This is a genomic window from Sphingopyxis sp. 22461 (assembly GCF_052044915.1).
In the GTDB taxonomy this organism is placed as follows: Bacteria; Pseudomonadota; Alphaproteobacteria; order Sphingomonadales; family Sphingomonadaceae; genus Sphingopyxis.
In genome coordinates this window covers 74,516-88,798 of the sequence record NZ_JBQENY010000010.1, presented here as the reverse complement: position 1 = coordinate 88,798, position 14,283 = coordinate 74,516, and the positions used below count along the sequence as shown (strand labels likewise).

Genomic DNA, 14,283 nt, shown 5'->3' with positions numbered 1-14,283 from the left:
GCAAGCTCCTGGGTTGGAGCTTCGGCAAGAGGACATGAAGCAGAGCTACTATAGCCGAGAGAGGGCTATTTTCCAATAGCTTAAGCTGGCTGTCGCGGCTGCCGGAAGATGCCAAGCCTTATCAGCGCCTTGGCGAGGCTGGTAGCCGGATGCTGCCGGTTCTGGCTGCCGCGGCCGCCAAGTGACGCCGACCGAGCCACCTTGGCAGGGCGGCTTCAAAGCGTTGTTTTACCGTGGAAACCCGAGCCGCAGCACCCGTGCGTAGGGTGCATTACAAACGCCAACGGCGTGCGTCCGCCCATCGCAGCGACGCGTCGCTGCGACATGCCTCGTGCCGGAAGGCGCGGGGCTCCCCGATAGGGGACCTCTTCATGAGTCGGCGGCACGTCGACCATGAAATTTGGACATTGAAGCATGGCGTATCCTTTCGATAGAAAGCGATCGGCGGGCAGACCCGAAAAAGGATGTTGGTCATGCCCAAGAAGAGTGAACGCGAACGCCTTGCGGACCTAGAACTGCGTCAGAGCAAGGTTGCGGAAGAAGTAGAAAGCGCCCGACGCGCTCTGCGCGGCAGATATGGCTCGATCATCACCGAGTTCGCCGTCGAGAGACTGACCGAACGTGAATTCCGGGACGTCGTCGACCTTGTCATTCGTGCCGGTGGGGCAGCGTCCCTTACCGCCCTGAAAGCCCTGTCGGCGATAGCCCCAAGTAAATGAAGCCATCCCGAAGGGATGTCCCTGCGACGAGCACGGCGGAGCCGCGCGCAGGCGGCCGGGGCTCTTGAGCACCGCATCGCCGCTCGACGGGAACGGGCCTTGGCCCTGTTCCCCGAGGGCGGCGAAAGGCAACACGACAAAAGAAAAAGGGCGGGACCGAGCCGGGAATACCCCGGACCGATCCCGCCCTTGCAGGTCAGCGCGCCCAATCCTCCAGACCACCGTATAGCGAGAGCAGCACCGGCTGGATGCCCACCGACCTGAGCACCCGCACAAGCTGCGACTGGACGCCCGTTCCTTCGGCGACGACGGCGTCCACGGGCTGCAACCGCGCGATCTGGCCGTTGCGGACGAACCCGGCGCGTTTGCCCCAGCGCGCCGTGTCGATACCGAGCCGCACCACCGGCGTCTTGGTCTTTGCTGCCCATGCTTCGGCAATGGCATCGCCGCCCTTGCCCTGCGCGGTCGTCAAAAGAAGCATCGTCGGCCGCGTGCGCTTCATCTCGTCAAGCGCCTTCCAGATCGGCCGATAGTCGGCCCAGCATTGCCCGCCCGAGAAGACCACCAGCGGCCCGTCCGGGTGATGCTCGGCGACCCGGCGCTGGCGGCGTGCGGCGAGATAGGCCATCCCGTCGATGACCGCCGCGGTGCGTTTCGACGATACCATCGTCGCCTTCGGCGCCGACCATGGCCGGCGCGTTTCGCCGTGATAGACGTCGGCCGCATGGTCGCGCATGCACGCCAGCGCGTCGGCTCCTTCATCCAGCAGGATGAGGCTGTCCTGCGCTTCCTCCAGACGGACGCTGAAGATTTCGCTCGGATCCGCCGATCGCAGCAGATCCTGCACATCACGCGTCGCCTTGTCGGCCTGCGACTGCCACTGGCCCGCGACCCGATGGAAGCTGTGCACGATCCCCCAAGCGATGCGTTCGGCTGCGCTTTCAAGGCGCGTGTCGCGGAGAACGTCGAACACTGTGGTGACGATCAATTCCACCGCGTGCTGCGCCTCGACCGGATCGGGCATCTCGGTCGATATCTGCATTTCGTCGCGCCCGATCTGCACACCGTCGAAGTTCGATGCGAAGGCGGCGGCGAAGCTGTCGCTGGGCGGCATCGCTTCCTCGGCGATGAAGGCTGCGATTTCTGAAAAGTTCGGGATGCTGCGCTTGAAATTCGTCATGATGACCTCCTCTGTTTGACATTCAAGAGGTCACTCCCCCTGCACGGGCTCCGAGCGCCGGGGTCAAGGACCCGCGGCACGCGGGCCGCGCAGCGGCGGTGGGGGAAACGATTTTCCTTGGCGGACGCCAACGCCCGTTCCGGAGACCTGAGCCTGACCCGCCAAGGAAAATGGTGGGGCCCCACCGTCCTTGAGGCCGGCGCGTCCCCGTGCCACCATCGCTCGTCTTGTATGAGAGAGAGATAGGTTTGCGGATCGGGGCTCGATGCCCCGATCCGCAAATGGGTGCGCCCATAGGCGACGCCTTGGGAAAGCCGGATGCGGGGTATTCCCCGAGAGCCCTTTGGCTACACCCGCAGACCGCAAACTCTTCCCCGCTCACTCGATCGAACTAGACCGATGGCGCACGGCCAGAATAACAAGAAAAAGGGCCGCCACGCAAAAGCGTGACGGCCCGAGGCATCCCCGAAAACGAAGACAGAAGCGTGGGCAGACCCGCGCTTCCCAGTCAGGCTGCGATATACATGGCGTCCCCGCGCGCGCCCTTCATGATGCTGTGAATCGACGCGCTGCGCCGATCATTCCGGATATCCGGCGCCTGATCCGCCTTGCGGAAAGCATGGATCGGAATCCCCCCCTTGCGAAGCGTCTGATAGAGGTTCGCCTGCAAGCCCGAGCCTTCGCAGACCACCGCCTCGACGGGGCGAAGCTCGGCGAGCTTGCGATTGCGGTCAAACGCCTTCCCGCGCCCGGTTCCGTAGAGACCGAAGGCCACGACGGGAACGCGGGTCTGAGCCCGCGCCGCCCACGCCGCCGCGATGGCGTCGGCACCCTTGCGCTGTCCCGTCGTCACCAGCATCATGTTCGGGACGCGGGAGTGAATCTCGTCGAGCCGGCGCCAAAGCATTTCCCAGTCGTGCCACTGCGCCGGTCCAGAAAAGACGACGACCGGACCTTGCGGCAGATAGCGCTCACGCGCCGCGAGCGCCCGTTCGCGCAGGAAGTCCTGCGCGGCGATCTGGCTCGCACTTGACGCGGCTGAGGCGCGCGACCCCCGCGCCGGCGACCACGGGCGGCCGCACTCAGCGCGATACATCTCGGCGGCATAATCGCGCATGCATTCGACCGCCTCGCGTTGCTCAAAGGTCGACTGGCATAGGAGTTGCTTTTCCTCGAGCCGGCTGGTGAAGACCTCGCCCACATCCATGTTTCGCGCCATGTCCCGGATTTCGTCGGCGAGCGCCTCCTCGCGGCGGGAGAGCTTGCCCGCGACGAAGTGGAAGCTGTTGACAAATCCCCACGCAATGTCAGCGGCGAGCGCTTCAAGCCGCGTATCGCTCATCAGGTCGAAGATCGCGGCGATCACACCGCCACATTCGGCTTGCGCGGCGAACGGCTCAGGCATTTCATATTCGCTTGGCCCGTCGCCCGGTTCGACGATCGACAGGGGTAAGGGGTCGCCGAACGACGCCTCGAACTCAGGCGTCGCGATCTGTTCGGCGATCAGGACGGAAAGATCGGCGAGGCTGTCAATTCTCTGCCGGAATGCATTGGTGGTCATGATGGACCTCCCTCGATTGGAAGAATGTAGAAATGGCCGGGACGCGCGGCTGCGCGCCCCAGCCCGGTTCAGTTCGCCGGTCAGCCGAACGGCACCTCGTCGTCGACATCGCCGCCGGCGCCCACCAATTCGCCGGCCGGTCCGGCGGTGCTGTCACCGAAGCCGCCGGTCTGCGGCCGCTCGTCATAGGAGCGCGTGTTTGCACCAAAACCGCCGCCGAAATCGCCGCGGACGGTCTCGCGGCGCCACGCGATGGTGTAGCCTCCGTCCTCGACCGGGAACATCGCCACCGGCAGCGGTTCAGGAAGGCTCGGATCGTCGATATTGCCGGCGAGGAAAATCTCGCCGGTCTTTTTCGATGCAGCTTCCCACAGCGCGCCGATCTGGACCCAGCGCCGCGCGACGTTCAGCGCCAGCACCTCGTAGACCGGAGCCTTCGGATTCATGCTTTCAACCTTGCGCAGACCGATGCGCGGAAGGTCGATCGTGCGGGTCGCGATCGAACCGGTCAGACGATCATTCACATTCCGGATTTCACCAATATTCATGACACTTACCTTTCGAGTGTCGCGCGCGAACCATTTCCCGGCGACACCCATTTCGATCCTCCTCTCCTCTCCAGAGCCACCAACGCTGCCCGGCGCGGCGGCGCATGCGTGCGCTCACATCGAAGCCTCTACCCCGAAGGTCGCTGGATGTTTCCTGGCAATGAAAGGCGTGCGCCGCAGCTCCACCACGCCGGGCGCGGCGGCGAGTGTCGGGCGCGATTGAAACGTCAGGATGGCGCGAATGATCTGGAGCCCGGCAGGGCGTATGCGCGCCGCCGGCTTCGACCCCATATCAGCGGTCAACATAAGATCGAGCGGGCGGTTGCAGCGCTTCGATCGATGACAGTGCGGAGCTCTGCCAACGCCCATTTCCGGCGCAGCGGCAACGGGCGGCACCGCGGGACGCGCACGCCAGCCAGCTCACCCACCGACAGGTCGGGTGCGAACATGATGAACTTGGCGAGAATTAGAGAATGCGGGAACGGGAAGCCTTCGTCAGGCGAGGAGCATCAACACTCGCTCGTGTGGACGCGGCGGGCAACTCGTGATTCGAAACGGCTGAAGCGGATTGTCGGTGCCGACGACGAATTGCAGACGGCCACTCGCTCGGCGCCGCTGTGCAGCAACCGCATAGGCATGCTCGAAACCAGCCAAACGGGCACGAAGGGGAGACAGTGTTGTCATGGCTATTCTCCGCGGGCGCATGGACTGCCGCGCCGGAACCCAATCGTCGTCAAAGCGAGACTGGCCAAGGAACAGGAAAGGGTCGAGGAGCCCTTGTGATCACAGAACGTCAATGGCGAGGACAGAGGTTGCCGCCCCTCGCTTCGCCTGTCCCCAGGCAAGGCAGCCTTTACGATCATAGGGAGGGTTCGAATAAGGCGTGAGCCAACCACATGCTGCGGCGAGAGCTGGTCGGATTTCCGGTGCAGTCTTTACGGTGTTCACCGAAGAACCGAGGTCAACGCCCTCGAAAAGCGCGGCGCGGCAATCGCGATGTCGAATTTCAGGATGACGCGAAAGTGGCCGACGGCTAAGCGCCGCGAAGGCTTAACAAGAGGGAGAATCGAGACATGAACAACAATGATCTCGCGGAGAAAATCGCCGCCGAACACGGTACGACGAAAGCCGATGCGCGCAAGATCATCGACGCGCTGTTCGACGCCATTGCCGACGCAGCCGCCAATGGCGATGACGTCGCGCTGAGCGGCTTCGGCAAGTTTAAAGTGAAAAACAGTCCGGCGCGCGAAGGCCGCAATCCGCGCACCGGCGAGGCGATCCCGATCGCTCCCTCGAGGAAGCTGACCTTCACGTTCGCCAAGGCGGTGAAAGACAAGCTAAACGGCTAATCCCGCCGCGAGCGCGTGGATATCCGGCCGCGCGCTTCTTCTGCGTCCGCGTTCACGCCGCAGCGAACGCTACGGCGAGGCTGCTCGCCGACGCTGTCAACGTGATTTGTCGACCCTTCGGGATCAAATACTGGATTTCTTCGAGAAAAACTGAGCGGATTTGCTCGAGAATCGCGTCGTCCGCTCCGATAATTATGGCATTCGCTATCGCCCACGCGTCGCGCTCGAAGCCGCGATGTTGGGTATCCCAGCTGTCGCAGTCACCGTCCTCATAGAAGCAGAAACAGCATGCTTCAATCAAGTGCGCGAGTGCCGATGGCTCGACCCCGGCTTCGGCGCGGACAAAAACATGCGCTTCGTCGAGACCGCTACCGCCATTGGCGCAGACCAGCATGTCGAGCGAAAAGCTGAGCAATGCGTGAGGTTCGTCAGATTTGGCCGAGCCAATGATCGGTACCTCGAGCATAATCTGATCGACATATCCGGATGCCACATCCGGAGGGATCGGTAACCGATCGGAATAGCTGAGGCGCCAACCGTCCTTCTCGACTGCAACGGAGAGGTTCGGAATCCGCGGTAGGCTATCATACCAATCATAGCCCGAGAACGCGTCATTCTCGCAAACCGGACGGTAACCGAGCGCCTCCTCTGTCAAGACTGCGGCCGCGCACTGCTCGATGTCGGGTTCATGATCGGTGAGGATGATCATGGGGACGGCCGCGATGCGTTCACTCAGTTCGCGATGTCGATGTTCAGCGGTGCGCGGAAGCCAGGCATGGAGCCACGGACTGGCCTCGGGCAGGCCTATACCGAGCCCGGCAGCCCGCTCCCAGTCCTGAAACGACAGGCGATGCCCACGCTCAAGGGCGATGGTTCGGTAAATTGCGGCTAAGGCTGCTGCGCGCAGCGCATCGAGGGCGGCGTTCTCAACCATCTCCTTGCGGGCGGGCAGCACCAATTGAAGCGAGGGCGCATCGACGATGTCGATGCGGACGGCCCATTTTTGCGGCGCCTCAATCTCCCTTACGCCCGGCATGCGGCATGGTACCGTGACGCCGTGGAAGTTAATGCGCGGCGTATCCGCCGGTTCATGGGGGCTCGCCCGAAAAATGCCGATCCTGCATCCTTGCCATTCTTCGACCCGGCAAGCCCGTTCGAGGAAATCCTCGCGAGGCAGAACCTCGCCTTGAAATCGGATCGGCAAGGGGAAATGTTTCGCGGCAGCACTGAGCCGGATTTCGAGGCTGGACCTCCAAGCATCGGGCACGGCGATGATGATCTGCGTGCCCCTCAGAATCGCGGACGACCCAACTGCGAGTGGCCCAGCGCCTTCCCAGCCATCTTCCGGAATTGTAACTGCCCACCCAGCATTCGCGGACCTCGAGAAGGAGCGGACAGTCACGCGCTTTCCGGCAAGACTGAAAACGCCCATTCCGGCAGGATCCTCGCGATGCGCAATCTCTGCGTTCCAACCCGACTGGCCGAGGGTGACGACGGACGCCGGATCGTCGATACCGATCCCGTCGTCGGCGATGAATAATGCGGGGCGACCTTCATACTCGCCTATGCGAACATCGATCCGTGTCGCGCTCGCCCGGCGGGCGTTCTGAAACAACTCGCCTAGCACATCACTGGCCGTCCCGTTGAACAGGCGGGATACCTTGGTGATCAGCGCCTGCCCAACCGCGGGCTGGATTTCGGTCGGAAGTTTCATAGACTATCTCCGGACAAGTTCGGGGGGAACCTCCATTCGGGCCCATCACCGCCCCATCTCTTCCTCCGCCTTTTTGGCTCTACCTCGAGCGTCGAAGTAGCTTTTCGGCCTCGGTTTCGACGAAGACATGACGCGCACGGCCGCGCTGGCGCGTCCGAATTCGCCCGTCGGAATAGGCGCCCGCCCAACGCTGCGCTTCGGCGCTGCGCGCCCCGACGGCACATTCGTCCGCCTGCTCGAAGATCGTGTACGCGAGTGCATATTGCTCGCGTTCGGGAAGCTGAAGCAGCGCCGTGGCAACCGGGAGCAAACCCTCGTAAAATTCGAGGGCGTGACGGCCGCCGCCATGATGCATCAGGATTGCTAGCCTGCCGCCACGTCCGATGCCCGTCGGCCTCGCAATCATCACATCATGCGAGGCATAGGTGACACCGACGCGCAAGCTGTCGCCATCCTCGGGGTAGAAGGATCGCTCGTCGCGCTTCGGCAGCGGATGCGCCAGGATTTCATAATCGTCGAAAGACTCGACCTTGCGGATATGATTGTGGCCGATGACGGTCATAAAGACGTCTCCTCCATGATGCCGGGTGGGCGATAAAAGCGCGTGGTGATCGAATCAGGAGTCCCGGCGGCAGTCGCTCGGGCGAAGTTCGAGATCGAAGGCCGTGAGAATATCGGCCTTGGGCTCGATGCGATCGAAGCTGGCGTTGAGGTTGTCGATATCGATCAAGGCGCAGGCATCGCCGGGTTCGCAATCAAGCCCGAAAACAACAGGGGCCGAATCCGCCGCAATTTCGGGAAGGATGGTTCGCATGATCAGCGCCTCGATCCGCCGCGCGGCCCTGCCGATACGCGGCGCCAGCGTGCTTCGCTCGGCATGCTGCATCGCGTAATAATGGTCGGCGCCAGCAGCCGCGCAATACGGACGCAAGGAACCCGACCCACAATCCGGGCCGGCGATGGTACCTGACAATCTGCGCCGTTCGGCCGTGACCGCTTCGGCAGGCACGAGCACGCGATAGCTATAATGCGGGTACGCGCCCGCGATGCGAGAACGGGACATGATCATTTCCATGCGAGTTCCCTTCAGGCGACTAGCCGCGTCGGCGCGGTGTCGGGCGCGGCAAGATGAAGCTCGCGGCGGATGCGCGCGGCCAAGCAGTCGGGCGCCATCAGCTCCGCGATGTCCGCCCAATGGTTGCGGTCGCCGCAATAGTCCTTGCGGCCGACGACATGGCGAAACAGGACTTCTCGGCCCCGACCCATGCAGCCGATGCCGAGCTGGACATAGACCTCGTCGCCGTGCAGCGTGATCTCGCCGCTGACCGCGACCCCGCCCTTGTTCGAACGCAGGTCATAGCTGCCCTCGGCCAGTCCGAGAGCGGCGGCGAGGCGCTTGAGCGCCTTGCGGCCATCAGCGTGAAACTGCTGTTTGGCCAAATCGTCATATGCGACCCCCTTGTGAGCCAACGCAACCAAGGCCGGTTTGCCGCGCAGGTCGGCGATCTGGTCCATGCACAAGCGCCGCAAACCGCTATCGCCTCCGCCGATAGTAGCGGCGAGGATGCCGAGATGCCGCGCGAGCAGGATGACGGCGGGATCGCTGTCATCGGCTTTGCCGGCATTTCGGCAATCGTCGATTGCGGCGGACAGGGCGTGAAGGCAGGCCGGTAGCGTTGCAAGGCTCGAGGGATCGAGCGCCTGCTGGAAGCGAAGTGCGATATCATAGGCCATGGGATTGGCTCCTCCAGTCCGGGCACCCGATGCGCCCGTCGACAATCACCCTCCCCCTTCACCAAGCGAAATACGGGTCAGACGTCACGGCCGTGGATCAGGCTGGAAGAGTCAGAGGCGGGTAGCCGAGAGCTTTGAGCGCGACCGTACTGGCCGTCATCTGATGTCAGCCTGTGCGGCTTCGAGCGCCAGCTGCATCAGCCAGCCGGTCGAGCCGCCTGAAATATCAGTTTCGGTAATCACGAAATAGCCACCGCCGAATTCGCCGGGCCGCAGCCTGTCGCAGCGAGCCGCCCATTCGAAGGCGAACGGCAGAGCGGATTTGCAAACCGTCTGGATCAAACACGCCAGCGCCTCGACATCGACCTGATAACCGCTGACCAAAGCCATCAGCGCCGTACCGGCGTCGGTTTCTCCGATGGAAAGGTCAGCGTTAAAGCTCGGAAAATCGGGGTCGGACCAAAGTTCCAGAAACGTGGCGAAGGGATTTTCTTCCTTGTCCTGCTTAGGGAAGGCCGTGCGGAACGCGTCACTGCGAACCGCGTAGCATATTTTGGCCGCATCGAGTTCTTCGTGGTCGATTCCAACGAAGTCGGAGCTGATGATATCGGCGGCTTCGAAGCATTCTGCGAGCAAGGCGGCCTCGGCCGCCGACACCCGTATCTGAAACGAAGCCTCCAGAAAATGATTGGCCACCGGATATCTCCTTTGGAAAATTCAGCGCGAGCCGAGCAGGACGAGAATCTGGGTAGCTGGCGCCCAGCCCTTCCTCGGCGGCGAGCGTTTCAAAAATTGTTCGGTCCACGGCGATGTTCCTCCTCACGTCGCATCGCTCCCCCCCGCTCCGCTTTTGCACGAAGTACGGCGAGCCCGGATATGCTATGAGGCGACATTACCGAGGCTGGGACTTCAGTCCTGCCCGCTTGTTCTAACGCGGGGGACGACGGGAGAATCATGATGCGAGAGCTCGACGAAGAGGAGCGCAGCCTGCTGCGCCAGCTTGACGGCAATGTCGCGACGTCGGACCTGATCCTCATGGTCAGGGATCTGGGCGCCGTGCTGCGTGAACGCAGCCTAGTAATCCAAGCCAATATCGCTGAGCTCGCCGCCGACCGGCTTGAATATCTGAGCACAGGTCAGAGGCGCTGAACGCGTTCGCTTTGCAAATGACCTGAATATTACCAGTCGAACGCCGGCAAGCTATCGACCCCGCTGGCGTCACAATCGAACAGGATATGATCGAAGCCGCCTGATCGGCCATATTGCATGGCCTTCGAAAGGTCGGCGGGCAACAAGGCCCCTGTTGCTTCGTCGTTTTCGCGCGTCGGGACGAACCATCCATAGAGGGTGCTCGCCACATTAATCGGCCGATCAGGTCCAGCATCAGCGCACCATTTGGTGAGCAAGGTAGCCGTCGCAGTCGACAGATGCGCTGTTGAGAGGACACAGTAGCGCCCGGCTTCAACATCCGGCAGCGGCCGGACCATGTGAATCGGTTCGATACGAACGCGGTCGGTAACGAGATACTCACTCGGATGATCGTCGAAATAGCGGTCGGCAACCGTCTCGTCGTCGAGCTGGGCCGGGTCGCGCCTGTCGTCGATCTCCGCCCACCATTCGCGGCAGTAGTCGGCGATTTCCGCTATCAGATGGCCGCGCGTCAATGCGACATAATGATTAACCCCGTGTCGATGATCGATCGTCCCGATATAGACTTCGATTGGCCAGGGAAGCCGTTCTTCCACAAGGCAGTCCTCGAATGCGGAGATGTCTTCGATCAGGGCTTCGCGTGCCGCATCGTCAAGATCGGTGGCAGTTTCGAAAGCAGCGCGAGCGCGCGCGAGCAGTTGCGCAAAGGCGCGCATATTTTCTTCCGACATGGGAATATCCTGTATAAAAATAGCCGAGTGCTCGCCGACGCTTCAGATTGACGCTCCCCGGTCAGCGGGCCGCTTTCCGATCGACTGCAGCGATGACACATTGAATATCGGATATCGCCATTTCGAGACGCCGCACCGCTTCCTCGCGCGTTTTGCAGCCCTCGCTTTCGGATAGCTCGATCATGAGAAACGCGAAAAGCGTATCACCCGTTTCACGGGCTTGCGGGACGCTTTCGACATGCGCGAAATCGCCGCCGCCATAACTTTGCGCGCAAAGCTGCTGAAACGGATTCAGCATGGCATTTCTTCTGGCGGTGGCGTCGCCGGATCGTCCGTAGATCGGGCAACCGCGGCTCGACAGAGGCCGGGGATACGCGGGTCATTGTAACTGCTGTCGAGCGACTTCGCGAGCGCACGGGTTCGTGCCCGCTCCGGTGTCGAGGCATCGATTGCATAGACTTCTGTCGCGAAGCGATCGTCGCCGCTGAAGAAATCGACGTCGACGAGATAGGTTGTGAGCGCGGGCAGCGCAGGCCGCGGCCCGCGGCAATGGTCATCGGCGATGTCGGTGACGGTTGTCCGCAGCGCGTCGATCTCGGTGTCGAAATCCTCCCAAGCGATATTGGCCGCGCATTCGTCGAGGAAATAGTTCGTCATCAGATCCTGCATCGCACCGAGCAAGATGTAGCGTGGGTCTGTCATGGATCGTCTCCTGAGCGGAGGACGCCGGCGGGACCGCGGTCCCGTCGGCGGTGAGGGTTCAGTGAACCGTTTCGAGGAGCTTTCCCGCCTTGCGCTCGACATCGAGCCGGTTGTCCTGGTGCGCCTTGGTACGGGCGAAGGCGGTGATGCCCTGGACGAAATCGTAGATGGTCTCGGGCGGCCGACCTTCCTCGTGAAGCACGGTCGCCACGATCTTCGCGGTTTCGGCCTTCGAGAAGCCGCGCTTGCGCAGGAAGGTCTCGCGGTCCTCGTCGTTGCGGGCAACGACGCGCTCGCGCGCCGCCTTGACACCGCTGATAAACCGCATCGGCGAGGATTCAGCGAAATGCTCGAGCGCGGGCGCTGCTTCATAAGCAAAGCGGTTCGCCGCGAACTTCGAGTGACGGATCTTGACCTCCTCGAAATTCTCGACGCCCCATAGGTTACGGTTCATGCACACGGCGCGGAGGTAAAAGGTCGCCATGCCAAGCGTCTTGGCGCCAACCTCAGAATTCCAGCAGTAAAAGCCGCGAAAATAAAGATCGGGCTCGCCGTTGGGGAGTTTTCCGGCCTCGATCGGGTGCGTGTCATCGACAAGGAACAGAAACACGTCACGATCCGAAGCGTAGAGCGTTGTCGTGTCCTTGGTGACATCGACATATGGGTTATAGTACATGCTCGACCAGTCCAGCACGCCCGGGACTTTCCACCGCGTCTGTCCAACGCCATCGCCGGCAATTTTCATGACTGCGGCGACGAGTTCATGATCCCAGATGCGGCCATAATCCGGCCCGGTCGCCGCTCGCAGCTCAGTGCGCCCCGTCTCAGCCTGGAGCAGCTTCAACTGCTCGCCGCGGTGCGCGAAAAGACCATGTTGGAGATTGATCCCGGCGAGCGCGGCCGGGAGTTCGCGGAGGTAGGACGCCGGAGCACCGACGAGGCTGCATAACTGGCCGAACGACCAGTTGGTCGGTGCGACGGGTCGATCGCTATCAGGCACAATCAGCGCGAGACGCTCGGGATTGTCGCTGTAGGCTTCGACGCGGATTGCCTTACTGTCGACAACGCGCGTCGTCGCCCGATCAGCGCGGGCGCGGACGTCGTGGTACAGGTCGCTCAGCGAAAGGTAGCGCTCGTCATCGGGGCGCGAGAACCACTCGGAGGATACGCGGTCGATATTGTGGCCGCGGGATATATCGACGCGATAGGCGCCGCCGACCACGCGGTCGGCAACGGTAGCGAGACGGGTCATGGGAAATCTCCGGAAGTGAAAGGGGTTGAGCCGCGACGCATTCGCGCCAAGCTCGCTCCGACCACCCCCCTCTCCCTTTTTTTTTGCCCCCCTTGAGCGGCCGTTCCTCCCATTTTGGATGAAAGACGCCGACGACGGCGGCAACCTTCACCCCCCGGCAGGCGGCTGCCGAATTCTCGATATCGGACAAGCTTTTTTACTCGCCTCCCGATGCGATGACGCCCTTTTGCGGTCGGTAATGTGCAGGAAGCTGTCGGCACCGACCGTTGCGATGGCGCCGGTGTGGTCACGAGCGTCGAAGGTGACGTCGGCCATTCAGTCACGCAGCGTCACGGCAAAAAGGCGGCCTTGGCAAGACATTCGAGCCACTCATCGTGCGGGCGGCTGTCAGCGACGATTCCTGCGCCAACGTCGACCCGGCCTTGGGTTCCGACTTGGTCAATCGTTCGGATTGCGACGTTGAAAGTCGCGTTTTCACCTCCCATAATCCCGATGGCCCCGGTATATAGCCCGCGGTCGAACTGTTCGAGCGCCGCGATGAGGTGCGTCGCCATGATCTTCGGCGCGCCGGTTATCGACCCACAGGGGAAAAGCGCCTGAAGAACGTCGAACGCATCGGACGTCTCTTTCAACCGCCCCGACACGGTCGACGTCATTTGCCAGACGCTTGGATAGGGTTCCAATGCAAATAAGTGGGGTACGCGAACGCTGCCCGGCACGCATATTTTCGAGATATCGTTGCGCATGAGGTCGACTATCATCAGATTCTCGGCCCGTTCCTTGGCGCTGGCGAAGAGCGCGCGCGCATTGTCGTAGTCTGCGGCGGATCCGGATCCGCGCCTGCGGGTTCCCTTCATCGGTCGGGTTTCGATCAGACGCCCCTCCATCCGGAAGAAGAGTTCCGGCGAAAAGGAGTGGATTTGCCGCGCCCCCATGTCGATATACGCGCCATAGGGTGCTCTGGACCGCTCTCGTACCGCGCAATAGAATGCGATGGGATCTCCGATCGCAACCGTTGCGGGGAAGGTAAGGTTTACCTGATAGGCATCGCCCCGCCGGATATGTTCCAGGGCCGCGCCGACCATTGCCTCATAATTGGTGCGCGCGATGGCAGGCTCGAACCTGGTGGGGCGAAGTGACAGGTCGGCAGGATCGGTGAAGACGTCCTGTTGACGCTCGAATTCGGCGAACCACAGAAGCGGGCACGCGGTCACCCCGGAGGGAAGCAACACTTGTCCCGTTGCGACCGCATCGAATAATGATCCCGCACGATACGAAAGGAATCCGGCCAAGATCGAACCGCTCGCAAGCGCTGCGCGCATATCGTCCAGAATGGCAGGAAAACGCGATGCATCGTGCGTGGTGAAAACGCGGACCGGGCGAGTGAAAAGCGTCGCACGCCCGCGCAGTTGGTCGTCCAGCAAGGCAAAGGGACTTTCGGTCGCAGAGGCATGTGAAAGAATATCCGCCAGCCTGCCCCGCATTGCCCCCGGAGTGCCGCTCTCGGCATTGTCCGCACCCTCCGGCTCACCGAACCACCCCCGAGGCCGCGCCGATATCGCTTCGCGAAAGGGCCGATCATTGCCGGGCGGCGGCGTCGCGTTCATCGGCGACGCGCAGCACCGTTCGCGTAGCGTGGCAGCT

At 62.3% G+C, this 14,283-nt stretch carries 16 protein-coding genes; 3 read left to right on the top strand and 13 right to left on the bottom strand.

Annotated features, from left to right (window positions below; all coding sequences use genetic code 11):
• Window positions 1-473: 473 nt before the first annotated feature.
• Complete coding sequence (locus ACTJI5_RS17095; RefSeq protein ID WP_440861185.1) at window positions 474-719, top strand: hypothetical protein; 246 nt, start codon at window positions 474-476, stop codon at window positions 717-719.
• A 196-nt stretch (window positions 720-915) separates the two neighbouring features.
• Here the strand turns inward: ACTJI5_RS17095 and ACTJI5_RS17090 are convergent, their stop codons facing one another.
• The 3 genes from ACTJI5_RS17090 to ACTJI5_RS17080 all read right to left on the bottom strand — a co-directional run bounded on the left by ACTJI5_RS17090 (window position 916) and on the right by ACTJI5_RS17080 (window position 4,008).
• Window positions 916-1,899, bottom strand: a complete 984-nt coding sequence (locus ACTJI5_RS17090) for an SLOG family protein (protein WP_440861184.1) — start codon at window positions 1,897-1,899, stop codon at window positions 916-918.
• A 508-nt stretch (window positions 1,900-2,407) separates the two neighbouring features.
• Complete coding sequence (locus tag ACTJI5_RS17085; protein ID WP_440861183.1) at window positions 2,408-3,460, bottom strand: SLOG family protein; 1,053 nt, start codon at window positions 3,458-3,460, stop codon at window positions 2,408-2,410.
• Window positions 3,461-3,540: 80 nt separating this feature from the next.
• A complete protein-coding gene (locus ACTJI5_RS17080; RefSeq protein ID WP_440861250.1) occupies window positions 3,541-4,008 on the bottom strand; it encodes a DUF736 domain-containing protein in 468 nt (155 codons plus the stop codon).
• Window positions 4,009-5,081: 1,073 nt separating this feature from the next.
• On the opposite strand from ACTJI5_RS17080, the gene ACTJI5_RS17075 reads away from it, so the two are divergent.
• Window positions 5,082-5,357 carry an HU family DNA-binding protein gene (locus ACTJI5_RS17075; RefSeq protein ID WP_440861182.1) on the top strand — a complete coding sequence of 92 codons (276 nt, stop codon included), beginning with the start codon at window positions 5,082-5,084 and terminating at the stop codon, window positions 5,355-5,357.
• A 52-nt stretch (window positions 5,358-5,409) separates the two neighbouring features.
• Here the strand turns inward: ACTJI5_RS17075 and ACTJI5_RS17070 are convergent, their stop codons facing one another.
• The 5 genes from ACTJI5_RS17070 to ACTJI5_RS17050 all read right to left on the bottom strand — a co-directional run bounded on the left by ACTJI5_RS17070 (window position 5,410) and on the right by ACTJI5_RS17050 (window position 9,501).
• Window positions 5,410-7,071: an ATP-binding protein gene (locus ACTJI5_RS17070; protein ID WP_440861181.1), complete on the bottom strand. Its 1,662-nt coding sequence runs from the start codon at window positions 7,069-7,071 to the stop codon at window positions 5,410-5,412.
• A gap of 79 nt (window positions 7,072-7,150) precedes the next feature.
• Complete coding sequence (locus tag ACTJI5_RS17065; protein ID WP_440861180.1) at window positions 7,151-7,633, bottom strand: hypothetical protein; 483 nt, start codon at window positions 7,631-7,633, stop codon at window positions 7,151-7,153.
• A gap of 54 nt (window positions 7,634-7,687) precedes the next feature.
• Window positions 7,688-8,146: a hypothetical protein gene (locus ACTJI5_RS17060; RefSeq protein ID WP_440861179.1), complete on the bottom strand. Its 459-nt coding sequence runs from the start codon at window positions 8,144-8,146 to the stop codon at window positions 7,688-7,690.
• Between the two features lie 11 nt (window positions 8,147-8,157).
• Window positions 8,158-8,805 carry a hypothetical protein gene (locus tag ACTJI5_RS17055; protein ID WP_440861178.1) on the bottom strand — a complete coding sequence of 216 codons (648 nt, stop codon included), beginning with the start codon at window positions 8,803-8,805 and terminating at the stop codon, window positions 8,158-8,160.
• Between the two features lie 156 nt (window positions 8,806-8,961).
• On the bottom strand, window positions 8,962-9,501 hold the full coding sequence (locus ACTJI5_RS17050; RefSeq protein WP_440861177.1) for a hypothetical protein: 540 nt from the start codon (window positions 9,499-9,501) through the stop codon (window positions 8,962-8,964).
• 261 nt (window positions 9,502-9,762) lie between these two features.
• Between ACTJI5_RS17050 and ACTJI5_RS17045 the strand changes: the two genes are divergently transcribed.
• Window positions 9,763-9,954 carry a hypothetical protein gene (locus ACTJI5_RS17045; protein WP_440861176.1) on the top strand — a complete coding sequence of 64 codons (192 nt, stop codon included), beginning with the start codon at window positions 9,763-9,765 and terminating at the stop codon, window positions 9,952-9,954.
• A 29-nt stretch (window positions 9,955-9,983) separates the two neighbouring features.
• Here ACTJI5_RS17045 and ACTJI5_RS17040 read toward each other — a convergent pair whose 3' ends face one another.
• From ACTJI5_RS17040 to pabB, 5 genes are all read right to left on the bottom strand, one after another.
• The gene (locus ACTJI5_RS17040; RefSeq protein ID WP_440861175.1) at window positions 9,984-10,685 is read right to left on the bottom strand and encodes a hypothetical protein; all 702 of its coding nucleotides are present in this window, start codon (window positions 10,683-10,685) and stop codon (window positions 9,984-9,986) included.
• Between the two features lie 61 nt (window positions 10,686-10,746).
• Window positions 10,747-10,983: a hypothetical protein gene (locus tag ACTJI5_RS17035; RefSeq protein ID WP_440861174.1), complete on the bottom strand. Its 237-nt coding sequence runs from the start codon at window positions 10,981-10,983 to the stop codon at window positions 10,747-10,749.
• A complete protein-coding gene (locus ACTJI5_RS17030; RefSeq protein ID WP_440861173.1) occupies window positions 10,977-11,387 on the bottom strand; it encodes a hypothetical protein in 411 nt (136 codons plus the stop codon). The genes ACTJI5_RS17035 and ACTJI5_RS17030 overlap by 7 nt, the downstream gene beginning before the upstream one ends.
• 58 nt (window positions 11,388-11,445) lie before the next feature.
• The gene (locus ACTJI5_RS17025; RefSeq protein WP_440861172.1) at window positions 11,446-12,639 is read right to left on the bottom strand and encodes a DUF932 domain-containing protein; all 1,194 of its coding nucleotides are present in this window, start codon (window positions 12,637-12,639) and stop codon (window positions 11,446-11,448) included.
• Window positions 12,640-12,968: 329 nt separating this feature from the next.
• Window positions 12,969-14,246 (bottom strand): aminodeoxychorismate synthase component I, encoded by a 1,278-nt coding sequence (gene pabB / locus ACTJI5_RS17020; RefSeq protein ID WP_440861171.1) that lies wholly within the window; start codon window positions 14,244-14,246, stop codon window positions 12,969-12,971.
• Window positions 14,247-14,283: the final 37 nt, after the last annotated feature.